Origin of the sequence: Pseudomonas nicosulfuronedens, assembly GCF_005877905.1 — a bacterium.
In the GTDB taxonomy this organism is placed as follows: Bacteria; Pseudomonadota; Gammaproteobacteria; order Pseudomonadales; family Pseudomonadaceae; genus Pseudomonas; species Pseudomonas nicosulfuronedens.
Map to the genome: position 1 here is coordinate 16881 of NZ_SWDV01000050.1, position 20959 is coordinate 37839.

A 20959-nucleotide genomic window follows, 5' to 3' on the forward strand; every position below is an offset into this window, starting at 1 on the left:
GGGCTATGGGTTCTAAAAGTCACACACACCAGCGAGGAGAATACGCTGCGTGCGGGCGTTACTGACTCAAGGGTCAGAAGGCACATACACTAGCAGGGATAAATGCTCTCTCTGGACGTTCTCGGTTTGAGCCGGCGTCGTTGCCAACTGGCGGCGCCGGCACCTTTACCGAACCTGATCAGCGTCCCTGGCGAACACTCACCGCCGAGCCTGCACGCGCAACCTGAATTCCCGCGTTACCAGACCCGTTCTGCTAACCCTCAGCATTCCAGACCACCGGACCCATCTCGTAGGCGCAACGCCTTACGGGAGTAGGCCGGATTCAATTCGCAAAGCCACACCATCAGTCCACATAAGGAGGACCACCGATGCGATACGAGAATCGCACCGGGCGTAAGCCATTGGCCAAAGCCCGAGTAATTCGCGCCCTTCGCGCACTCCAGACCCAAGGAATCCCCGCAACTCTGGGGACGATCCTCAAGCGTGAGCCGGGACTGGCGAAGTCTTCAGCGCTCCAGGCGCTCGCCCAGTTGCCGAGTGAGGCGAATCTACAAGTCCGCATCCTGGCGGGCACATCTAGCACTCGGCAATACATCCTCGCCACGACTGCCCAACACCACGGCATCAAGCTTGACTCCGACACCATTCGAGCAGGCGCCCGCGCCGAGAACACTTTGCTCATTCTGCTGGGCGACTGGGAGGCGAAGCGCTAATGGCCCGTCGACCAAACATCCAGAAGGAAGCAACCGCGCTCTTGGCCGAGACCATGCGGGCAGCCCGCAAGAAGCTCAAGTTTCACGAGACGGAAGACCTGCCGTTAGACGCCGCGACCATCTCGGCGAACGTGTCACTGCTGAAGCTGGTAGAGGCGTACGCCACCGCTACCCGTGGCGAAAAGGAAGCGGACCTAGAGAAGCTGCGCCAGGAACTGGACGCCCGTCGCCCAGGCAACTCGGCCAGCCCTGCGCCCTCAACCCAAATCACACCAGACCGTGCCGCTTTGTTGGCTGAGTACGGCCTGACCGATCCCGAAACCTAATACCCGCTGGTGGCTGACGCCTCCGGCAAGGAGAAGTCATGACCAACCTTGAACGCCTGCACTCGCAAGCCAAATCTGCCGGCGCTCCCGTCGATATGAACACACCGTCCCGCCCGGCATTCGACCGCACGGCGGCCACGTTGACCCTGATCCGCCAGAACCCCAACGTCCGTGGTGCTGACTTGACTCGTCAGGTTGACCAGATGGAAGCGGAGTACCACCGCTCCGGTGTAGTCCCGAAGAATCCTCAAGCTGTAGTGCGCCGACATCACGGCAAGGTAAAGGCCCTGCACCGTGAGTTGTCCCAGGAGCTACGCGCTGTCGGATACCACGGGCGGTACGCATCCGCAAGTGAAGTCCAGGCCCTGCTAACCGAGGCGCATGACAAGGCGCTGGAGGAGTCCCGCCCCTCTGCCAGAGCAATCCTGCGCGAGCAGGTAGGCGAGCAGGATGCCGCACGACTGGCCACCACCAAGAGTCGGCATATGAAGGCCGCCATGCAGAAGCTGGCGAACCACCCCACTGCTCAACTGCTGGAGGCCCAAGGCATGCGCACTGCACGCGACGTATCCGAAATTTGCAAAGCCACCTTGGCCGGTGGGGTCCAGGCGCTGTATCAGCGCGCTGATGTTGCCAAGCGCCTATCTGCTCAAGAAAAGCGAATGGCGGAGCTGAGCGCCTTGCAGGATGCCCAGGCTCGCGAACTGGAGGAGCTGCGCCGACAGCTTGCCCAGGCGCAGGCCAAGACCGAGGCGCGCCTATCCGCCGTCGAGAATGCCACCGATTGGAAGGCTGCCGCTGTACGCCTCAAGGCTGAGGGATTGAATGCCGGGGAGATTGCCCGCCGTTTGGGGCAGAAGCATGAGACCGTGCGGAAGCATCTCCAGCGCAACACCTGAGTTCTATATGGTACGAAGTACCTATACAAATCCGCCGTTCTTGAGGTGGGACAGGTGGGACAGACTGTCCCGCCGCCCTGCACTCACGGCCTGAAATCCGCCGCGCCCGCCGAAGGCCCTCAGCGGCCTACCCCGGCGCGACAACTAGAACCCATCGCCACCGCGCATGCCCACCGGGAAACGCCCTTTACGCGCTCCCTGGGGCCTTGCTGCGCCCACTGAACAGAGAGAGACCATGACCTACACCACACAGAACACGACACCCACGGGCTGCGTCGAGTTGGACTACCCGCTATTGGCCGAGGCGCTGCGGATGATGACTCGCGCCGATGTGCCCGGCCTGCATCTCCGCCAGCGAGATATGCGCTGGAACGCCTGCATCACCCGAAACAAGGTGCGCTATCAGCGGACCTTCGGCTTCACGGAGAAGTACAAGGCGGTTGCATGGCTGATTTGCCAGCGGGCCGAGCTGATCGGAGCCGGGAAGTACATCGACGGTCGTAGTAAGGCTGCACGCCAAGCACGGGAGGCTGCTCATGTCTGACTTCCGCAGCGTGATCGACAGCCTAACAGCCCTCGGCCAGGACGAGACTGCTGCGGAGCGGCGTGCCCGTCTGGAAGCGAAGCGCACCCCACTGAGCCTGGAGGGGTTGAATGCCTTGGCGACAGATGCCGCCGACCAAATCTATCGAGACCGACTGCAAGGGCTCCCCGGCACCGAACCTTCCGCCGATCCGCCCTCAAGCATTGAGCAGGACGGCATAGGCACGTCTCCGCATGACGCTGGAACTATCCGCGCCAACGGCGTGGGGTTGCGCACTACGCGCCGTGGGGCCGGCAACAGCCTGGGGATTCTCGCATGACCCGAGATGAAGAACTTCGCCTAGCCCTCGCCGCCGTTGAGCTTTACGCCGCTGGGCGCCTGATGGGAAACAGCCGCGTCCACGCTGTGCGGCTTGTCCTGCGGAAGGCCCGCGCATGGTGCCGTAAGGGATTCGCCCTGACTGAGTACCCGATTATCAAACGCCTTGCCCTGCACCGCTCGACCATTTAACCGAACCGACCGAATTCCAAGGAGAGAGAACATGACCACCCACAAGACCAAGATGCACACCGTCCGCACTTCCGCTATCGCTGACGCCCTGCTGGTTTCCCTACGCACCGCCGTTGACCTGAGCCGCGAGCCTGTCCCGGCACTAACTGTCCCCACCGCCCCGGAGCAGTACGCCGAAGTGAAAGCCGGTCTGCATCGCATGGCCGAGCAGTTCGTTGACCCAGCCCGCGCCGAGACCCGCCGCACCAGCGTCGATGATGTTGCCCGCGAGTTCATCGACGTGCTGGCTCAAGCCGGGCGCAAGGGCCTGCCGTTCGAGCACCTGGGTAGCGCCCTGGAATACGACGACCAGTTGGCCGCTTATCGCTCCCGCCAAGATCAGTACGCGCGGAGCAGCAACAGCCGCGCCCAGGCCAACGCGGACGAAGTACAGTTCTGGGTCGAAGACCTGTTAGCTGTCCTGCGGGTGCGCCACGTCCTGGGCGTCGAGGCCGTTGCCGATGCCGCCGAAGCGGGCAACAAGCTGCTGGCCAGCTCCGCCCTGGACCTTGTGGCGCGAGAGAAGCTGAACAGCAGTGGCGCGCAGGGTTTGCCGATCCTGGCCGCTGGCCGTGGACTGATGTTGCTGCGCGATGCCGGCGCAGAGGCCGGTGCCTTGGAGCTGGCAGACCTTGAAGTTCTGGTGGCGCTGGCTGGCCTGGAGCTGTTCCCTGCTGCGCTGCCCGGTTACGGCCTGGGCATGGATGCGCTGTCCTTCACCTTGGACACTTCACAGGTGCGCGTCGATGCTCGTGGCGCCGTGCTGTACCGCGAAGCCCAGACCGCGCAGGGGCGCAGCGTGCTGCCGCATTCGGTCATTGCGGGCGTAAGCAAACAGGCGGTGAAGGAGCTTCAAGCTGGCGTCGATTCCCGCCTGGACAACGTACCGCATAACTTCGCAGAGGCCGGCATCGGCGATAGCACTCTGGAGCAGTCCCGCCGCTATGTGCAAGGTAACGGCGGGCTGAACATGCTGGAGTTCTCGAAGCGCATGGGGTGAGTGGCTACTGCTTAAAGCCGTCTAGTCGGGCGTCTGAAATCATCGGAAGCTGCTGGCCGTTGTAACACTGCAAGATGAATTGCCGCATGGCAGTGTTCAACTGGCCAGCCCGGTGGGTATCAATTCGGGATGCAAGTTCGTTTGCCTCTTCTACGCTGGCGCCCTCGCTCCGGGCTGCGAGGTAGATGTATGCGCGAACGGCTTTCTTTCCTCGGCTCATCGCAAAGATAAACAAGCCCGCCGCCACTACAACGATTAGAGCGATGATCTCCATGCACTAACTCCCTTGGCTAAATGCATGAAATATAGTGCTGCGTCATAGGATGGCAATAGGCCGCCTCTGTTGCTTATTACAGCCTCTCTGCCTGGCAATGGGGCACACGACCGGGGCACCGGCCCGCTATTAATGACCCGATAAACGGTTTCCGACCAGTAGCCATGCGGGTTGTAGACCGATTGTCCGCTTCTTCGTTAGAATTCCCGCCCCCGGAAAGCGCCAGTGGTTTCAGCTCGGCTGATGTCTGCTTTGTTCCGGGCCTTCCGGGCGCCTGTGAGCGCGCCCACGACTCCAACGCAACGGAGGCGGATGGCCTGTGTAGCCGTCACGCCCGTGGCTGATATGCAACAGACCCTGCGCATTACCGAGATTTTCTACTCGTTGCAGGGGGAAACGCGCACCGCCGGCTTGCCGACCGTGTTCGTACGCCTGACCGGCTGTCCCCTGCGCTGCAATTACTGCGATACCGCCTATGCCTTCAGTGGCGGCGAGATCCAGACCCTCGATGCCATCCTTGAGCAAGTCGCCCAGTACCGACCACGCTACGTCTGCGTGACCGGCGGCGAGCCCTTGGCCCAGCCCAATTGCATCCCGCTGCTGCAACGCCTGTGCGATGCCGGCTATGACGTCTCGCTGGAAACCAGTGGCGCGCTGGACATTTCCGCCACCGACCGCCGTGTCAGCCGTGTGCTCGACCTCAAGACGCCGGGCTCCGGCGAGGTGTCGCGCAATCGCTACGACAATATTGGCGAGCTGACGGCCAATGACCAGGTGAAGTTCGTCATCTGTTCCCGCGAGGACTACGACTGGGCGGTATCCAAGCTGATCGAGTACCGCCTGGAGCAACGTGCTGGCGAAGTCCTGTTCTCGCCTAGCCACCGTGAAGTGGATGCGCGTGCGCTGGCCGACTGGATTGTCAGCGATAACCTGCCGGTGCGCCTGCAACTGCAGCTGCACAAGATTCTCTGGAACGACGAACCGGGCCATTGAGCGCGGAGGAGACCTTCTCATGTCCATCAAGCAATCCGTGAACGACAAGAAAGCCGTAATCCTGCTCTCCGGCGGCCTGGACTCTGCGACCGTGATCGCCATGGCCAAGGCCGAAGGCTACGACTGCTACACCATGAGCTTCGACTACGGGCAGCGTCACCGTGCCGAGTTGCAGGCTGCCGAGCGGGTCGCGCGGCAGCAGGGAGTGATCGAGCATAAGGTCATTGGCCTGAACCTGAACGGTATCGGTGGCTCCGCCCTGACCGATAGCAGCATCGATGTGCCTGAGGCGCCAAGCGAAGGCATCCCGGTGACCTACGTGCCGGCGCGCAACACTGTGTTCCTGTCCCTTGCTCTGGGATGGGCGGAGGTGCTGGGTGCGCGCGATATCTTTATCGGCGTGAATGCCGTGGATTACTCCGGCTATCCGGACTGCCGTCCGGAGTTCGTCAAAGCCTTCGAGCGCATGGCGAATCTGGCGACCAAGGCAGGTGTGGAGGGCGACGGCTTCCGCATCCAGGCACCGCTGCAGTTCCTCTCCAAGGCGCAGATCATCGAGGCGGGCATCGCTCAGGGCGTGGACTACAGCCTGACCGTTTCCTGCTATCAGGCCGATGATGACGGGCGTGCGTGCGGTAAATGCGACAGCTGCCGACTGCGTTCTGAAGGCTTTGCGGCGGCCGGAATTTCCGACCCGACGCGATATTTCTGAAAAAAGTTTTCGCGGGGTGTTGTTTTTACGTTAGAAATCAGTATTATACGCACCACGTCGGGTCGTTAGCTCAGTCGGTAGAGCAGTTGGCTTTTAACCAATTGGTCGTAGGTTCGAATCCTACACGACCCACCATCAAATCCTGTGAAAGCCCCGTGATCGAAAGATCACGGGGCTTTTGCCATGTGCCGGAAAAAGTCTGCTGTACGGCCATCGACGCCGCGTCGCATCCAGGGCGGTGGTGATAAAATCGCCGGCATAATCAGACCGTGCCTGTTGAGGTTTTCACACGATGTCCCAGATTTCCGAACGCCTGCTGGTCCAGGCCCATCTGGCGGCGAAGCAGCCGCGGATCCTGAGTGCACAGGAAGAGGCTGACTACCGTGCGGCCATCGCCACCGAGCTGAAAGCGCAGAACGCCGTGCTCGTCGCGCACTACTACTGCGATCCGGTGATCCAGGCGCTAGCTGAAGAGACCGGTGGCTGCGTTTCCGATTCGCTGGAAATGGCCCGTTTTGGCAACCAGCATTCGGCGCAGACCGTGGTGGTGGCCGGTGTTCGCTTCATGGGCGAGACCGCAAAAATCCTTAACCCGGAAAAGCGCGTACTCATGCCGACCCTGGAGGCAACCTGTTCGCTGGACCTGGGTTGCCCGGTGGAGGAGTTCTCCGCCTTCTGCGACAAGCATCCCGAACGCACCGTGGTGGTCTACGCGAATACCTCGGCAGCGGTGAAGGCGCGTGCTGACTGGGTGGTGACCTCCAGCTGCGCCGTGGAAATCGTCGAGCACCTGATGGACAACGGCGAGCCGATCCTCTGGGCACCGGACCAGCACCTGGGCCGCTACATCCAGCGCGAGACTGGCGCCGACATGCTGCTCTGGGACGGTGCCTGCATCGTCCACGAGGAATTCAAGGCCAAGCAGCTGGAAGACCTCAAGGCGATCTACCCGGACGCCGCGATCCTGGTGCACCCCGAGTCGCCGGAGGCGGTGGTGGACCTGGCCGATGCCGTGGGCTCCACCAGTCAGCTGATCAAGGCCGCACAGACGATGCCGAACAAGCACTTCATCGTCGCCACCGACCGCGGCATCTTCTACAAGATGCAGCAGCTGTGCCCGGACAAGGAGTTCATTGAAGCGCCCACCGCCGGCAACGGCGCGGCTTGCCGCAGCTGTGCGCACTGCCCGTGGATGGCCATGAATACCCTGGAGCGCACCCTGGCGTGCCTGAAGGAAGGTTCGGGTGAAATCTTCGTCGACCCGGCGCTGATTCCCAAGGCAATCAAACCGCTCAAGCGCATGCTCGATTTCACCCGGGCGGCGAAGCTGAAGCTGGCGGGCAATGCCTGATCAGATTGCATGAATGAAAAAGCCCGGCAGATGCCGGGCTTTTTCATGGGCGAGGGAATGGCTCAGCGGCCCATCATTTCCTTGAGGATGCGTTCCTGGTCGCGGAACTCCTGCTGTCGGGCATCCAGGCGCGCGGCCAGGGTGAAGTTGCCGCCGGCTCGGCGCTTGGCGAAGTCCAGCTGCTCGATCGCCTGCTTGTAGTCGCCGGTGAGCGCGTAGTACTCCGCGCGGGCCTGGTACACGCCAATGGCGTTGCCACTCAAGGTGCAGGCGTCGGCCAGGCGGCTCCAGACGTCCGGGTCCAGCGGACGGCGCTGGGATAGCTTGAACAGCGTCTTTTCGGCGTCGGCCGCGCGGTTGGTTTTCATCATCAGGTCGGCATTGGCCTGGATCAGCGGGTAGCTGTCCGGGTACTGGCCGAGCATCTTCTGTACCCGTGCCTGGGCGTCGGGCAGCTTGTTCGCGGTGATATCGACGTCGGCCATCGCCAGGTTGTAGCTGATGTCGTTGGGCGCCTTGGCGAGCAGTTGCTGCAGGTTGCTGCGGGCGTCGTTGAGCTGGCCGATCTTGGTCTGCGACAGCGCCAGGCCGTAGCGGGCGGCATCATTCTTCGGGTCTTCGTCGAGCTGCGCGCGGAACTGCTTGCTGGCCATGCCCGGAGTGTCCTCGAACATCTGCTGGACGCGGGCGCGCATCAGTTCATAACGCAGTGAGTCTTCCTTGCCACCCTTGGGATATTGCTCGGCGCGGTTGCGGGTGTCGGCGATACGGGATTCGGTGACCGGGTGGGTCAGCAGGAATTCCGGCGGCTTGCCCTCGTAGCGGTACTGGCGGGCCAGGCGCTCGAACATGTTGGGCATGGAGCGCGGGTCGTAGCCTGCGCGGACCATGGTGGCAACGCCGACACGGTCGGCTTCCTGCTCGTTCTGACGGGAGAAACGCAGTTGGTTCTGGATGGCTGCGGCCTGGGTGCCGGCGATGGCGGCGATACCGGCGTCACCGGCGCCGGCTGCGGCGGCGATGATGCCGGCGAGCATGGCGGCCATCACTGGTACCTGCATGCGCTGCTGCGCCTCGATGCCGCGGGCGAAGTGGCGTTGACTCAGGTGGCCGAGTTCGTGCGCCAGTACCGCGATGTATTCGCCTTCGGTCTGGGCATAGATGAACAGGCCGCCGTTCACGCCAACCACGCCGCCGGGGGCGGCGAAGGCGTTGATCTGCTTGTCGCGGATCAGGATGAAGGCCAGGCGGTGGTCCTGCAGTTCACTCGACTCGGCCAGACGATAGACGCTGGACTCGACGTAGTCCTTGAGTTGCGGATCGTTGAGCGTGTCGACCTGGTTGCGCAGCATGCTCAGCCAGGCGCGGCCTAGCTGGAATTCCTGCTCCGGGGAAACAATGGACGAGCTGGCGTCCCCCAGGGAAGGAAGGTCATCCGCCAGAGCCGGCGTGGCGAGAGCGACAGCGAGCGACAGCAGGGCAGGGCGGAGTACTTTCATGTACACGAGGCTCGTTCCGAGAAAGGCTCTACTTTAGCCGTACGCTATCGCCTATGCCTAGTTTGCAGGACGGAAGTGCGGCGCAATTCGAATCGGGTATTTTCTGCTTTGTCGCCCTTCTAGACCCTGATGCTGACGGCTTGATTAATGAACAGCGTCTCGGCCGGGCCTGGTTACTTTTCCAACGCTTTCGGTATTCTTGGGCGCCCTGACCGGAGTTCGTTCGATGTCCGATTCCACGCCGTCTGTCCCCGCCTGTGACGCGGAGCTGGACGCCAGCGGTCTCAATTGTCCGTTACCGCTGCTCAAGGCCAAGCTCGAGCTGAACCGCCTTCCCAGTGGGGCGGTGCTCAAGGTGATTGCCACCGACGCTGGCTCCCAGCGCGACTTTCGCGTTTTTGCCGAGCTTGCCGGGCACTCGCTGCTGCATGAAGAGGTCGAAGCCGGCGTCTATCGCTACTGGCTACGCAAGAAGTAGTCCTGAAGTTTCCGGGTAACCGGGATGTTACCCTCAGTCGTTTCGCAGGTTTGTACATGCTCAAGGTTTTGCAGGACTGGATGCAGCGCTATTTCTCCGACGAGGAGGCGATAGTGCTGGCGGTCATTCTCGGTCTGGGATTCACCGTGATCCTGGCCTTCGGCGGGATGCTCGCGCCGGTGCTGGCGGCGATGGTCATCGCCTTCCTGATCCAGGGCATGGTCGGCGTGCTGGAGCGCCTGCGAGTGCCGCACCTGTTTGCGGTGTGGTTGGTGTATTCGCTGTTCCTCGGGTTGCTCGCGGTATTCCTGCTGGTGCTGGTGCCGTTGGTGTGGAAGCAGTTGTTCACCTTGTTCAATGAACTGCCCGGCATGCTCGGCGAGTGGCAGGCGACCCTGCTGATGCTGCCTGAGCGCTACCCGGAGATGGTCACCGAAGAGCAGGTGCTGCGCACCGTCGAGGCGGCACGCAGTGAACTGGGGCAACTGGGCCAGTGGGCGCTGACCTTTTCCCTGTCGGGCCTGCCGGTGGTCGTCAACATCATGATCTACCTGGTGCTGGTGCCGATCCTGGTGTTCTTCTTCCTCAAGGATCGCCGCCGCTTCTACCACTGGTTCCGCCGCTACCTGCCCCGCGAACGCGGGCTGATGAAGCAGGTGTGGAACGAGATGAACCAGCAGATCGCCAACTACATCCGTGGCAAGGTCATCGAGATATTCATTACCGGCGTGGCGACCTACATTGCCTTCGCCGTGCTGGGGCTGAACTATGCGGCGCTGCTTGCGTTGTTGGTTGGTCTGTCAGTGGTCGTGCCCTATATCGGGGCCGTGGTGGTCACCGTGCCGGTGGCGATGATTGCGCTGTTCCAGTGGGGTTGGAGCGACCAGTTCATCTACCTGATGGCCGCCCACGCGATCATCCAGGCGCTGGATGGCAACGTGCTGGTGCCGCTACTGTTCTCCGAGGCGGTGAACCTGCACCCGGTGGCGATCATCTGTGCGGTGCTGCTGTTCGGTGGGTTGTGGGGCTTTTGGGGCGTGTTCTTCGCTATCCCGCTGGCGACCCTGGTGAAGGCCGTGCTGGATGCCTGGCCGCGCCAGCCGGTGGCTGAGCCACAAGTCAGCCCGATGATGTAAAAGAAAAAGGCCGCTGATCAGCGGCCTTTTTCATTTTCGCAGTGCGGCTCAAGCCTTGTTCAGCTCCTGGGCGGCGGCGAGCACGGCGTCCACGTGGCCGGGCACTTTCACGCCGCGCCATTCCTGGCGCAGCACGCCCTTGGCATCGATCAGGAAGGTGCTGCGGTCAACACCCATGTATTCCTTGCCGTAGAGCTTCTTCAGCTTGATCACGTCGAACAACTGGCAGACGGCTTCGTCCTTGTCGCTGATCAGCTCGAAGGGGAAGCACTGCTTGGCCTTGAAGTTCTCGTGGGACTTGATGCCATCGCGGGAGACGCCGAACACCAGGGTGTTGGCCTTGGCGAAGTCCTCGATCCTGTCGCGGAAGCCTTGGCCTTCGGTGGTGCAGCCTGGGGTGCTGTCCTTGGGATAGAAATACAGGACGACCTGCTTGCCCTTGAGTTCGGACAGGCGGAATTCGACGCCGCTGGTGGCCGGTGCCTGGAAATCGGCGACGGGCTTGTTCAGTTCGACTGCCATTGGGATTTTCTCCTTGAGAGCACCCTTACGGATGCTGCGGACGCCAGGGTTCGATCAGCGCGTCCAGGTTCAGGGCATCGGCGAAGTCGAGGAACTGATCGCGTAGCCAGCTGATCTGGGTGCCGGCCGGCAGCGTCACGGTGAGGGTGGCGTTGAGCATGCTGGTGTTGGTGTGCGGCGCCTGGTAGGTGTCGCAGGTGAGGTTCTCCAACTCGATGTTGTGATCGATGAAGAACTGGCACAGCTCGTTGAGGATGTCCGGGCGATAGACGGCGCTGACATAGGCCACATAGGGCAAGGCCTGGGCGCGGGTGACGTGGACATTGCTGCGGGTGACGCTGAGGGTGAAGCCGTGGCGTTTGGCCAGGGGCGGCAGGCCACCCTCCAGACGGGCCAGGGCATCCCAGCTGCCGGAGATCTGCAGGATCAGCGCGCTGAACTCGCCGTGACGGGTCAGACGGCTGCTGACCACCGAGCAGCGGTTGTCGACGCAGGTGCGGCACAGCACGCTGGTCAACTCCATCGGGTTCGGGCCCAGAGCACTGATCAGAAGAAATTGTTCACGAGGGTGAGAGGCGGACATGCAGCTTTCCTGGGAGTGGCGGCCAAGCGGGCCGCATCGACAAAGGGGAAAGGGTAGCGAAAAGCGCCGATGAGGGGAATGTCTGGCCGCTCGCGGGTCACTGCGTCACCTTGTGCGTGGCCGGTGGCGACAGTACCATTACGGCTTTCTTTTTCCGGCAGGAGCGGTTGCATGATTGCGGGCAGTATGGTGGCGCTGGTCACCCCCTTCGATGCTCAGGGTCGACTGGATTGGGACAGCCTCGCGAAGCTGGTGGACTTCCACCTGCAGGAAGGCACCAACGCCATCGTAGCGGTCGGCACCACAGGTGAATCGGCCACTCTGGACGTGAACGAACACCTGGAAGTGATCCGTCGCGTGGTCGATCAGGTCAAAGGCCGCATCCCGGTCATCGCCGGCACCGGCGCGAACTCCACCCGCGAGGCCGTCGAGCTGACCGAGGCTGCCAAGTCCGGTGGTGCCGATGCCTGCCTGCTGGTGACCCCTTACTACAACAAGCCGACCCAGGAAGGCCTGTACCAGCACTTCCGCCACATCGCCGAAGCCGTGGCCATCCCGCAGATCCTCTACAACGTGCCGGGCCGTACCGCCTGCGACATGCTGCCCGAGACCGTCGAGCGCCTGTCCAAGGTGCCGAACATTGTCGGCATCAAGGAAGCCACCGGCGACCTGCAGCGTGGCAAGGAAGTTCTGGACCGTGTCGGCAAGGACTTCCTCGTCTACTCCGGTGACGACGCCACCGCCGTCGAGCTGATGCTGATGGGCGGCAAGGGCAACATCTCGGTGACCGCCAACGTCGCCCCGCGCGCCATGAGCGACCTCTGCGCCGCCGCCATGCGTGGCGATGCTGCCGCCGCCCGCGCCATCAACGATCGCCTGATGCCGCTGCACAAGTCGCTGTTCATCGAATCCAACCCCATCCCGGTCAAGTTCGCCCTGCACGAAATGGGGCTGATTCCAGAGGGCATCCGCCTGCCTCTGACCTGGCTCAGCCCGCGCTGCCACGAACCGCTGCGTCAGGCCATGCGCCAGACCGGCGTCCTGGCTTAAGGAGCTCCCTCGCATGAAGCGACTGGCAGGACTGACTGCGCTCGCCCTGGTTATCGGCAACACCTCCGGCTGCGGCTGGCTGTGGGGCCCGGAAGGCTACTTCCGCGACCGCGGTGACGACTACCTCAACGCCCGCGAAACCGCACCGATGAAGGTGCCCGAGGGCATGCAGAGCAAGCAGCTTGACCCGCTGCTGCCGATCCCGATGAACGTCGCCACCAGCACCGAGAAGGAAGGCGAGTTCGAAGTACCGCGTCCGCAGCCGCTCTCCGGCGCTGGCGAAGTCAGCGATTTCAGCCTGCAGAAGAGCGGCGACTCGCGCTGGCTGGTTGCCCAGCGTCCGCCGGCCGAAGTCTGGCCGGTCGCCCACCAGTTCTTCCAGGACAACGGCTTCTCCATCGCCAACGAACGTCCGCAGACTGGCGAATTCAGCACCAACTGGCAGCCGCTGTCGCAGCTCTCCGCGCCCCTGGCGCGTCGCCTGAGCAGCCGCGTGTCGGGTGTCGAGCCTGACAGCGAAGCGCGCGTTCGCGTGCGCATCGAGCCGGGCGTGCAGACCAACACCAGTGAAGTCTACGTGCTGAGCGAAACCCGCCCGGCCGGTAGCGCCGCCAGCGGTGACTGGCCGACCAAGCCGGCCGTACCGAGCCTGGACGCCGCGCTGCTCGACGAAATGATCGCTAGCATGGCCACCAGCGCCGAGAAGGGCGGCTCCGTTTCCCTGCTCGCTGCACACTCGGACTACGACACCCCCGGCGCCGTCCAGTTGAACAAGGACGGCAGCGGCAACCCGGTACTGACCGTCGACTCCGACTTCGACCGTGCCTGGGTCAGCGTTGGCCGAGCACTGGATCGCGCCGACATCCGTGTCGACGACCTCAACCGCAGCCTGGGCGTGTACTACGTCAACATCGCCGAAGGCGCGAAGAAGAAGGACGAAGACAAGCCTGGCTTCTTCAGCCGCCTGTTCGGCGGTGGCGAGAAGACCAAGGAAGAAGAGGACGCCAAGGCCCAGCGCTACCAGGTTCGCCTGACCAGCGTGAGCAACACCGTCCAGATCACCGTCGACAAAGACATCAACACCTCCGCACCGGCTGACGTGGCGCAGGGCGTGTTGGAAAAACTCCAGGAGAGTATGCGGAATGCACTTCGCGGTCCTGGGGAGCGGAAGCCGGGGCAATTCGGCCTTGGTGAGCAGTTCTGACACCCGGATACTGATCGATTGCGGCTTCCCGCTGCGTGAAACCATCCGCCGTCTGGCGCGCCTGGGCTTAGAGCCCGGGCAGCTGGATGCGGTACTGGTCACGCACGAGCACTCCGATCACATCAACGGCGTCGAACTGCTGGCCCGGCACCATCGAATACCCGTGTACCTCAGCGCCGGCACCCTGCAGGGAATGCGTAAGCCGGTGACACCGGCGGGGCTGCTCAAATGCGGCGACCGCCTGGTACTGAAAGACCTGGAAGTCACTGCGGTGAGCGTCTCCCACGATGCGCGAGAGCCCCTGCAGTACGTGTTTTCCGATGGCCGGAAGCGCTTTGGCCAGCTCACCGATCTGGGAGCCGCCACGGCGCAAGTGCTGGAATGCTATCGTGGCCTCGATGCGTTGATCATCGAGGCGAATCACGATACTGACATGCTGGCCCGCGGTCCGTATCCCTACCCACTCAAGGTCCGTGTGGGCGGCCAGTGGGGACATTTGAACAACCGGCAGGCCGCCGAACTGGTGGCCCAGCTGGGCTGGGAAAGCTTGCAGCACCTGGTGCTGGCGCATCTCAGCGAAAAGAACAACTCGCCGCAGCTGGCCCGGCAAAGCTTCGTCGACACCCTTGGGTGCGACCCGGACTGGCTGCAGGTAGCCGATCAGCATTCTGGACTCGACTGGCGCACCATCGCCTGAGCCCACCCCCTAAGCAAGCGGAGCCCATCATGGAAAAACGCGAAGAACTCTATCGCGGCAAGGCCAAGTCGGTTTACACCACCGATGACGCCGACCGCCTCGTCCTGCTGTTCCGCAACGACACCTCGGCGTTCGACGGCAAGCGCATCGAGCAGCTTGATCGCAAAGGCATGGTGAACAACAAGTTCAACGCCTTCATCATGCAGAAGCTCGAAGCCGCTGGCATCCCGACCCAGTTCGACGCCCTGCTGTCGGACAACGAAGTGCTGGTCAAGAGGCTCGCCATGATCCCGGTCGAGTGTGTCGTGCGTAACTACGCCGCCGGCAGCCTGGTACGCCGTCTGGGCGTGGAAGAGGGCCTGCAGCTCACTCCGCCGACCTTCGAACTGTTCCTGAAGAACGACGCCCTGGGCGACCCGTTCATCAACGAATCCCACGTTCAGGCGTTTGGCTGGGCGACCCTTGAGCAACTGGCCGAAATGAAGGCCTACTCCTTCAAGGTCAACGAAGTACTGAACAAGCTGTTCGACGACGCCGGCCTGCTGCTGGTGGACTTCAAGCTCGAGTTCGGCCTGTTCCACGGCAAGATCGTCCTCGGTGACGAATTCAGCCCCGACGGCTGCCGCCTGTGGGACAAGGAAACCCGCAAGAAGATGGACAAGGACCGCTTCCGTCAGGGGTTGGGCGACGTTATCGAGGCCTACGAAGAAGTAGCCCATCGCCTCGGCGTACCGCTCTGATCTGACGAGCGCACGCAAGCGCCTGATACCACGAAAAAAATCCTGAAACAGGGCTTCGCCTTCAGGCTTCAAGCTGGTATCATGCGCGCCGCACGGAGAGATGCCGGAGTGGCCGAACGGGACGGATTCGAAATCCGTTGAACTGGCAACAGTTCCTAGGGTTCAAATCCCTATCTCTCCGCCATTACATATGGCCGAAACCCCTGAAATGCCTAGCGTTTCAGGGGTTTTGTCTTTTCTGCGTCCTGCGTTTGTCGAAGAAGTGTCGAAGGCGCTGAGCTTTCGTTACCGCCAGAGCTATCGCACAATGCCCTGAGCTTGAATGCCCAGGATGCAAGGATGCGCACGAACTACGTTCTGATCGACTACGAGAACCTCCCGGTCAAATCCCTGGAACTGCTTCAGGAACCGCACTTCCGCCTGCGGGTCTTCCTTGGTCCCAAGAATTCGAAGCTCCCGACTGAGCTGGTCGTTGCGATGCAGCGCATGGGAGAGCGGGGCGAATACGTCGTTCTAGAGACTTCGAGCCCCAATGCCCTGGATTTCCATATCGCGTATTACCTTGGCCGTCTCGCCCTGGAAGAGCCAACCTCGTTCTTCCATATCATTTCCGCTGACAAAGGCTTCGACCCGCTGCTGAAGCACCTCAAGGGCAAGGGCATCTATGCCGTGCGCTCTGAGAGCATCGAGGCGATGCCCTGCTTCAAAGCACTTCCGGCACTCGAAGCGACCATTGCCGCGACCGCTGCCAGTGGAAACAAGTCACCCTCGAGCAGTCCGGCAGCCAGCAAACCTGCTCCGAAGAAGACAAAGACTCCAGTCTCCGGCCAGCTGAAAGTCGCGATGCATGACCTTATCAGCCGCAAAGGCGCAAAGCCGAGAACCATCGCGAAGCTGATCAACACGATCCATTCGACGCTGGGGAAGGCCAGTGGAGTCAAGCTCGCGGAGGCCGAAGCCGTGTACAAGCAGCTCTGTGATCAGGGCTTCGTGAAAGTGAATGGCGAGAAGGTCACCTACTCATTGCCAGAGCGTGTCTAGTCCTCGCATCGGGTTGAGCCTCACCGCATCCTGCAGATGATCCGGCGAAAGATGGGCATAGCGCATTGTCATCGCCAGAGAGCCATGACCCAGGATCTTCTGCAAGGTGAGGATATTTCCGCCGTTCATCATGAAATGGCTCGCGAAGGTGTGTCGCAGCACGTGGGACGCTTGGCCGGCAGGGAGGGCGATACAGGTCTTGATGGTCTGGTCGAAGCTGTTCCGGCAGTTGGAGAACAGCCCGTGATCCTGGAAGTGTTGTAGCAATGCGGATTCCAGCTCCCCATCGATGGGCACAGAGCGCGTCCGCTTTGACTTCGTGTTCACGAAGGTGACGCATCCGGCACGCACACGGGCAGGCACCAGCGATTCCGCCTCACCCCAGCGGGCACCAGTGGAAAGGCATACCCGGGCCACCATCTCGACGTGTGGAGTCTTGCAGCGGTTCCTGATGGCTTCGAACAGTGTTCTGATCTGGCCTTCATTCAGCCAGGTCAATTCGCGCTCCTGAAGCTTGAGCGGTTTGACGCGCTGGAGCGGATTGGCGAAGTCGATGTCGCCCAGTTGCAGCAACTCGTTGAATACCGCGCGCAGGTAGCCCAGCCGGTTATTGAGTGTCTTCCCATTGGCCCCAGCTGCCAGAAGTCGAGTCCTGTACTCGGCGTAATGGTGAGCCGTGAGCTGACTGGCAACGGGATCGCCCAAGTCCTTCGCGACCATGTATAGGAGTCGCTTTCGATTCTCGCCGTCCGCGAGGGTATGGCCGTGTAGTATCGCCCAGCGATCAACCAGCTCCGAAAGCCTCCGCCGATCTTTGGGCTTAGCCGACCAAACTGGGTTATCAATGCACTTCTGCCGAACTGTGGCTTCGTAGCGTTGAGCCTCGCCCTTGGTCTTGAATCGCTTACGGAAGCGCTTCCCCTTGATCGGTTCGACGTCGACGAACCACCGGCCATCATCGAGCTTGGTGATGCTCATCAGACGGCATATCCCCTTCGCAAATAGCGGTCTGAGATCAGGTTCTTGATGTGTTTTTCGAGGTCCCTCCGAGTCCAACCCTTCGCTAAGTAGTGGTCCTCGATCACGTGCCAGAATTCGAGGCTGTAGGCGGACTCAATCGCCTTTTTTGCGGGGATACGCTCGCGTGCAATCAGGCTGATGAACTGGCCCAGGAACATCTCGCAGTTCTTGCCGGAGAAGCCCATGGCCGTCTTGCGATAACGTCGATACTCGACGCGCTCAATGAGCGGATCGGCCTCTACCTGGACCTTCACGTCTTGCATGATCAGCGTCCAGAACGGGTCATGCTGAGTACGTAGACCCAACAGCCGATACGCCTCGCAGCCGTACACCCAGAGGTGATCGAGGTGCTGGGAGATACCTTCATAGGTCCGGGTGCCGATCACGCCGCCAGAGGCCTTTACGGAGCCCTGAGCGAACTGATTGATGATGGTGTGGTGGTAGCGAAACTCGATACGCCAGACCGGCTGCTTAGGGTCGTAAGCTGCGTCGCTGTCACCAAACGGATTGCCGTTATGGGTGGACCAGACTGCGTTCCAGTAGTCGAGCTTGTCGGTTGCGCGGGCTTGTAGCGACTTGTTGTAGACCGCCAGCTGGATGCCTGTCGGCGAACCGAACATGTAGGTTTCACCACGTCCATAGACCGAGGCGTTGCCATTGAACTCGATTCGGTCGATGCCGCTGATCTGACGTACCCGATTGGATCGGCAGTACATGCGATCCACGATGTTTTCTTTCGGTGTCCAACCTTGCACGTCCAGGGCGATGTGGACAGCGCACTGGTTGGGTTCGCAGTGAGTCATCACCGCCGCGGCGAGTGAATCCATGAGTCCCTGGAGCGCCTTCGGAGCCACGCCATCAATCGCATGCGGCGAAACCTCAATCTTGAGGTGAGAACCGATGCTCTCCAGCTTCATGTTGTGGTTCTTGATCAGCAGGATCAGGCCAAGGTCTGCATTCTGCAGGCGGAACTGATACCCGGAGTCGCGCCCAATACGCCCCTTGGACCATTCGTAGCCGGCGAACTCAACAATCGGTTCCTGGGAGTCGAATAGCGCGATGACTTCCGGGCGAATCAGCCCGTTGTACAACTGGCGGACGGTATCCACACCGCAGCGCAAAACGCGTACTCCAGAGAGGTCGGTCATTTTCGCCGTGTAGCCATCGATGAAGAGGCGGCCACGAGGTGACTCGATGATTTGACCGTCAGGCTGGACTAGCAGTCGACGTTGATCACTGAACTTTGCCATCTGAATTCTCCAACGTTATCCATTAATGTCCAAATCGCTACGTGTGTTGTTAGACGTGTTACAGGGACGTCGCCGCGCCTTCGGCCTACCGCTCGTGCCTGGCGCTCCCGGCCGGCGTCGCGGCGAACGTCCAGCACTCCAGTTGCACCGGACTGATCCAACAGGAGGGGATGGTGGGTGGCTTGGGCTGAGCGCCGCCGCCCAGGAGGTAGGCCATCAGTACGAGAGCAACGACGTTGATCAGTCCCTCTAGGCTCATCGCGTTTTCCTCGTTTGCATTTCCTGGGCATGAGCGTGCCCGTCGCTGGAATGCAGGCGCTCGCGCCAGTAATTCAGCGTTCGGAAATGATGGAGTTGAGAGGCTTTAGAACGGGGCTCTGAGGCGCGCCGCTGTGGTCATCACAACACAGAAAGCGCTGAAGAAACCGGACCTGAAAAAATGTCGTGCCGGATAAAACACAATCCAACACTATCCAATAACCGCACTTTTCAACCGGCTGAGCGTGAGTTTTGCTCACGTCCATAACACCAAGGGCTCTGCCCTTGTCATCCCGCTCTTGCCGCCGAGGGCTCGGGAGCGCGGGGCGGAGAAGCTGCCCCACGCTCACCGGCCGAGGCTGGTGACGGGCATGCGTTCAAGGGTTCGCTGCGCCCGTGCTTCCGTTCGCCGGAACGGTAGGGCTGTTCCGACGAGCCGGGAGCGCGGCCCTTGAGCGCGGATCGTTAGGGTGGGCGATGCGGTCCAGTACGTTGCCGGAACCATGCCGGTCGCGGTGCCGCATCACCCGGATCGTGCGAATGTCTGACCAGAACAATTCGTTCGGATAGTGCCTCTCGCCGTTGGCCGCGACGACGAGGAAGTAGGGATCGCTATTAACGCCTTCGAGTGCCAGGACTACGCCGACGACATGAAGAAGACACCAGAGCGGCTCGGGGTCTTGCTCCCATACCAATTCGAAGAGAACGGTTTTCCCCAGATAGTTCAGGGCGCTTTCGGTATCCAGGGACACACGGGTGCTAGTCATTGCTGTAGTCCCCCGCTTCGAAATTCTCCTTTCCAGTGAGCAGTTCAGCGCGGAAGCGGACCATGTTCACCACCCGCATTTCCTCCATGGTGGTGCAGGGGATGGTGCCGTTACGCACCCATTCCTCAGCTTCTTCAACACTCACGCCGCACATCTCGGCGAAGGCCGGGATGGTGCAAATGTCGGGGCTCGATTGGTGTTCGCTCATAGGGGCATCTCCTTTTCCATAAGCTGGCTGGTGAACAACGCGACATTGACCAGCACGTGCTTGCCGACCTTCTCGTGGGGGATGTAGCCGTTGCGAATCCAACCCCAGACAACGTCATGGCGGTCACCCATGCGGATCCAGTCGGCGAACTCTCTCCAGGGCATCACCGGAGGCGGGCTAGAAAGGTCTCGTTGAGACAGGTTGATTCCTTCCACATTCATGGCCTTTGCTGCACTATGCTGGTCAATACTGGCAATAGCTAAAGTCAGATTGACTCTAGCTGAATTGAAGCATATTCAGCTCAAGTCAATTTGACTAGAGTTTATTTAGATGAATAAGTAATGATCAAACAGCGCGTCATAACCATTCTGTCGTGGTCCGATATCCGGCTTCCCAAGCTCGAGGAGCTAACCGGTATCAGCCGCTACACCTGGAGCAACCTGAAGAACCCTTCCAAGAACAGAGAAATCAAGGAAGAGGAGATTCTCGCGATTGCAAAGGTTTTCCCGCAGTTCCGTTGGTGGTTGCTGACCGGCGAAGTGATGCCAGAGGTCGGGCAAACCAGCCCTGACTACGAAGACGCGAATCAAAATTTGGCCAATCAAGGCGCGAGGTGACGCTCACCACTGAAGTGAGCAAACGCTGGTACGCATGGCGCTCCAGCGGTCGAGGGATAGTGGAGAAAGAAGAGGCTAGGTCTGACGCACCCGTGATCAGACAGCCTCTCCGCAAGCAGGGACGTGACGTGCATGGAAAGGCGCGAGACTGACAAACAACTCAAAGGCCTGAGCTTCGACATGGATGAGGAAATCGACGATCGCAACGAACGTCGAGGCCGGAAAGCCACACCACCTCGCCACGCCCACACTCCCATGGACCCCAGCCACGCCATCATCCTTGCCGCGATCATCATCGTCGGCGGCCTATGGGGCGGAAAGCTTCTCTACGACTACATCCAGGAACAGCGCATCAAGGCCGCGCTCAACGAAGCTGCTGCCCATATGGAGCAAACGATGAGGCAAGTTGAACAAAACTCCAGACACGCCCAAGCAGAAATACAGCAGCAAATAGCTGCTGAGGAGGAGTCTCGAAAACAGCGGCGCGCTGAACAGCTTGCTCAAACTCAAGCAGAGCAAGCCCGAGTG

Annotated in this window: 27 protein-coding genes and 2 tRNA genes; 20 read left to right on the forward strand and 9 right to left on the reverse strand. The window is 61.2% G+C overall.

Annotated features, from left to right (window positions below; translation table 11 throughout):
• Window positions 1–368: 368 nt before the first annotated feature.
• The 6 genes from FAS41_RS27850 to FAS41_RS27875 all read left to right on the forward strand — a co-directional run bounded on the left by FAS41_RS27850 (window position 369) and on the right by FAS41_RS27875 (window position 4031).
• The gene (locus FAS41_RS27850) at window positions 369–713 is read left to right on the forward strand and encodes a hypothetical protein (protein ID WP_138526553.1); all 345 of its coding nucleotides are present in this window, start codon (window positions 369–371) and stop codon (window positions 711–713) included.
• On the forward strand, window positions 713–1039 hold the full coding sequence (locus FAS41_RS27855) for a hypothetical protein (RefSeq protein ID WP_138526554.1): 327 nt from the start codon (window positions 713–715) through the stop codon (window positions 1037–1039). Before FAS41_RS27850 ends, FAS41_RS27855 begins: the two co-directional genes overlap by 1 nt.
• Before the next feature lie 38 nt (window positions 1040–1077).
• Entirely contained in the window at window positions 1078–1938 is an 861-nt protein-coding gene (locus FAS41_RS27860; RefSeq protein WP_138526555.1) for a helix-turn-helix domain-containing protein, read from the forward strand.
• Between the two features lie 235 nt (window positions 1939–2173).
• The gene (locus tag FAS41_RS27865; protein ID WP_138526556.1) at window positions 2174–2482 is read left to right on the forward strand and encodes a hypothetical protein; all 309 of its coding nucleotides are present in this window, start codon (window positions 2174–2176) and stop codon (window positions 2480–2482) included.
• Window positions 2475–2801 carry a hypothetical protein gene (locus FAS41_RS27870; RefSeq protein WP_138526557.1) on the forward strand — a complete coding sequence of 109 codons (327 nt, stop codon included), beginning with the start codon at window positions 2475–2477 and terminating at the stop codon, window positions 2799–2801. The genes FAS41_RS27865 and FAS41_RS27870 overlap by 8 nt, the downstream gene beginning before the upstream one ends.
• A gap of 222 nt (window positions 2802–3023) precedes the next feature.
• Window positions 3024–4031: a hypothetical protein gene (locus FAS41_RS27875; RefSeq protein ID WP_138526558.1), complete on the forward strand. Its 1008-nt coding sequence runs from the start codon at window positions 3024–3026 to the stop codon at window positions 4029–4031.
• Between the two features lie 4 nt (window positions 4032–4035).
• On the opposite strand, the gene FAS41_RS27880 is transcribed toward FAS41_RS27875, so the two are convergent.
• Window positions 4036–4305 (reverse strand): hypothetical protein, encoded by a 270-nt coding sequence (locus tag FAS41_RS27880; protein ID WP_138526559.1) that lies wholly within the window; start codon window positions 4303–4305, stop codon window positions 4036–4038.
• Window positions 4306–4650: 345 nt separating this feature from the next.
• Here FAS41_RS27880 and queE point away from each other — a divergent pair, with 345 nt between their 5' ends.
• The 4 genes from queE (at window position 4651) to nadA (ending at window position 7361) form a co-directional block, all read left to right on the forward strand.
• Window positions 4651–5298: a 7-carboxy-7-deazaguanine synthase QueE gene (gene queE / locus FAS41_RS27885; RefSeq protein ID WP_138526560.1), complete on the forward strand. Its 648-nt coding sequence runs from the start codon at window positions 4651–4653 to the stop codon at window positions 5296–5298.
• A gap of 37 nt (window positions 5299–5335) precedes the next feature.
• Window positions 5336–6010 (forward strand): 7-cyano-7-deazaguanine synthase QueC, encoded by a 675-nt coding sequence (gene queC / locus FAS41_RS27890; RefSeq protein WP_138526576.1) that lies wholly within the window; start codon window positions 5336–5338, stop codon window positions 6008–6010.
• A gap of 59 nt (window positions 6011–6069) precedes the next feature.
• A tRNA-Lys gene (locus FAS41_RS27895) sits at window positions 6070–6145 on the forward strand.
• Between the two features lie 157 nt (window positions 6146–6302).
• Window positions 6303–7361 carry a quinolinate synthase NadA gene (gene nadA / locus FAS41_RS27900; protein ID WP_138526561.1) on the forward strand — a complete coding sequence of 353 codons (1059 nt, stop codon included), beginning with the start codon at window positions 6303–6305 and terminating at the stop codon, window positions 7359–7361.
• Between the two features lie 62 nt (window positions 7362–7423).
• Here nadA and FAS41_RS27905 read toward each other — a convergent pair whose 3' ends face one another.
• Window positions 7424–8860 (reverse strand): M48 family metalloprotease, encoded by a 1437-nt coding sequence (locus FAS41_RS27905; protein ID WP_138526562.1) that lies wholly within the window; start codon window positions 8858–8860, stop codon window positions 7424–7426.
• 226 nt (window positions 8861–9086) lie between these two features.
• Between FAS41_RS27905 and FAS41_RS27910 the strand changes: the two genes are divergently transcribed.
• A complete protein-coding gene (locus FAS41_RS27910) occupies window positions 9087–9338 on the forward strand; it encodes a sulfurtransferase TusA family protein (RefSeq protein WP_138526563.1) in 252 nt (83 codons plus the stop codon).
• A 56-nt stretch (window positions 9339–9394) separates the two neighbouring features.
• A complete protein-coding gene (locus tag FAS41_RS27915) occupies window positions 9395–10474 on the forward strand; it encodes an AI-2E family transporter (protein ID WP_138526564.1) in 1080 nt (359 codons plus the stop codon).
• A 48-nt stretch (window positions 10475–10522) separates the two neighbouring features.
• Here the strand turns inward: FAS41_RS27915 and FAS41_RS27920 are convergent, their stop codons facing one another.
• Both FAS41_RS27920 and FAS41_RS27925 read right to left on the reverse strand, forming a co-directional pair.
• Entirely contained in the window at window positions 10523–10996 is a 474-nt protein-coding gene (locus FAS41_RS27920) for a peroxiredoxin (protein ID WP_138526565.1), read from the reverse strand.
• Window positions 10997–11021: 25 nt separating this feature from the next.
• Entirely contained in the window at window positions 11022–11579 is a 558-nt protein-coding gene (locus FAS41_RS27925; protein WP_024763378.1) for a glycine cleavage system transcriptional repressor, read from the reverse strand.
• 171 nt (window positions 11580–11750) lie between these two features.
• Between FAS41_RS27925 and dapA the strand changes: the two genes are divergently transcribed.
• From dapA to FAS41_RS27955, 6 genes are all read left to right on the forward strand, one after another.
• Window positions 11751–12629 (forward strand): 4-hydroxy-tetrahydrodipicolinate synthase, encoded by an 879-nt coding sequence (gene dapA, locus FAS41_RS27930; RefSeq protein ID WP_138526566.1) that lies wholly within the window; start codon window positions 11751–11753, stop codon window positions 12627–12629.
• Between the two features lie 13 nt (window positions 12630–12642).
• Window positions 12643–13833: an outer membrane protein assembly factor BamC gene (gene bamC, locus FAS41_RS27935; protein WP_138526567.1), complete on the forward strand. Its 1191-nt coding sequence runs from the start codon at window positions 12643–12645 to the stop codon at window positions 13831–13833.
• On the forward strand, window positions 13772–14530 hold the full coding sequence (locus FAS41_RS27940) for an MBL fold metallo-hydrolase (RefSeq protein ID WP_246084954.1): 759 nt from the start codon (window positions 13772–13774) through the stop codon (window positions 14528–14530). Before bamC ends, FAS41_RS27940 begins: the two co-directional genes overlap by 62 nt.
• Window positions 14531–14559: 29 nt before the next feature.
• Window positions 14560–15270 carry a phosphoribosylaminoimidazolesuccinocarboxamide synthase gene (gene purC, locus FAS41_RS27945; RefSeq protein ID WP_138526568.1) on the forward strand — a complete coding sequence of 237 codons (711 nt, stop codon included), beginning with the start codon at window positions 14560–14562 and terminating at the stop codon, window positions 15268–15270.
• Window positions 15271–15364: 94 nt separating this feature from the next.
• Window positions 15365–15454 (forward strand) — tRNA-Ser (locus tag FAS41_RS27950).
• Window positions 15455–15609: 155 nt separating this feature from the next.
• Window positions 15610–16311, forward strand: coding sequence for a PIN domain-containing protein (locus FAS41_RS27955; protein ID WP_138526569.1), 702 nt, complete (start codon window positions 15610–15612; stop codon window positions 16309–16311).
• On the opposite strand, the gene FAS41_RS27960 is transcribed toward FAS41_RS27955, so the two are convergent.
• From FAS41_RS27960 to FAS41_RS27985, 5 genes are all read right to left on the reverse strand, one after another.
• Window positions 16291–17289 (reverse strand): phage integrase, encoded by a 999-nt coding sequence (locus tag FAS41_RS27960; protein ID WP_138526570.1) that lies wholly within the window; start codon window positions 17287–17289, stop codon window positions 16291–16293. The genes FAS41_RS27955 and FAS41_RS27960 overlap by 21 nt on opposite strands.
• On the reverse strand, window positions 17289–18581 hold the full coding sequence (locus FAS41_RS27965; RefSeq protein WP_138526571.1) for a hypothetical protein: 1293 nt from the start codon (window positions 18579–18581) through the stop codon (window positions 17289–17291). Before FAS41_RS27965 ends, FAS41_RS27960 begins: the two co-directional genes overlap by 1 nt.
• Before the next feature lie 635 nt (window positions 18582–19216).
• Window positions 19217–19606, reverse strand: a complete 390-nt coding sequence (locus tag FAS41_RS27975; protein WP_138526572.1) for a hypothetical protein — start codon at window positions 19604–19606, stop codon at window positions 19217–19219.
• Entirely contained in the window at window positions 19599–19814 is a 216-nt protein-coding gene (locus FAS41_RS27980; RefSeq protein WP_138526573.1) for a MerR family transcriptional regulator, read from the reverse strand. Before FAS41_RS27980 ends, FAS41_RS27975 begins: the two co-directional genes overlap by 8 nt.
• Complete coding sequence (locus FAS41_RS27985) at window positions 19811–20035, reverse strand: DNA-binding protein (RefSeq protein ID WP_171049567.1); 225 nt, start codon at window positions 20033–20035, stop codon at window positions 19811–19813. Before FAS41_RS27985 ends, FAS41_RS27980 begins: the two co-directional genes overlap by 4 nt.
• Before the next feature lie 120 nt (window positions 20036–20155).
• Between FAS41_RS27985 and FAS41_RS27990 the strand changes: the two genes are divergently transcribed.
• Window positions 20156–20431 carry an XRE family transcriptional regulator gene (locus FAS41_RS27990; RefSeq protein ID WP_138526574.1) on the forward strand — a complete coding sequence of 92 codons (276 nt, stop codon included), beginning with the start codon at window positions 20156–20158 and terminating at the stop codon, window positions 20429–20431.
• A 132-nt stretch (window positions 20432–20563) separates the two neighbouring features.
• Window positions 20564–20959, forward strand: a 396-nt coding sequence (locus tag FAS41_RS27995) for a hypothetical protein (protein ID WP_138526575.1), incomplete at its 3' end; no start/stop codon positions are given.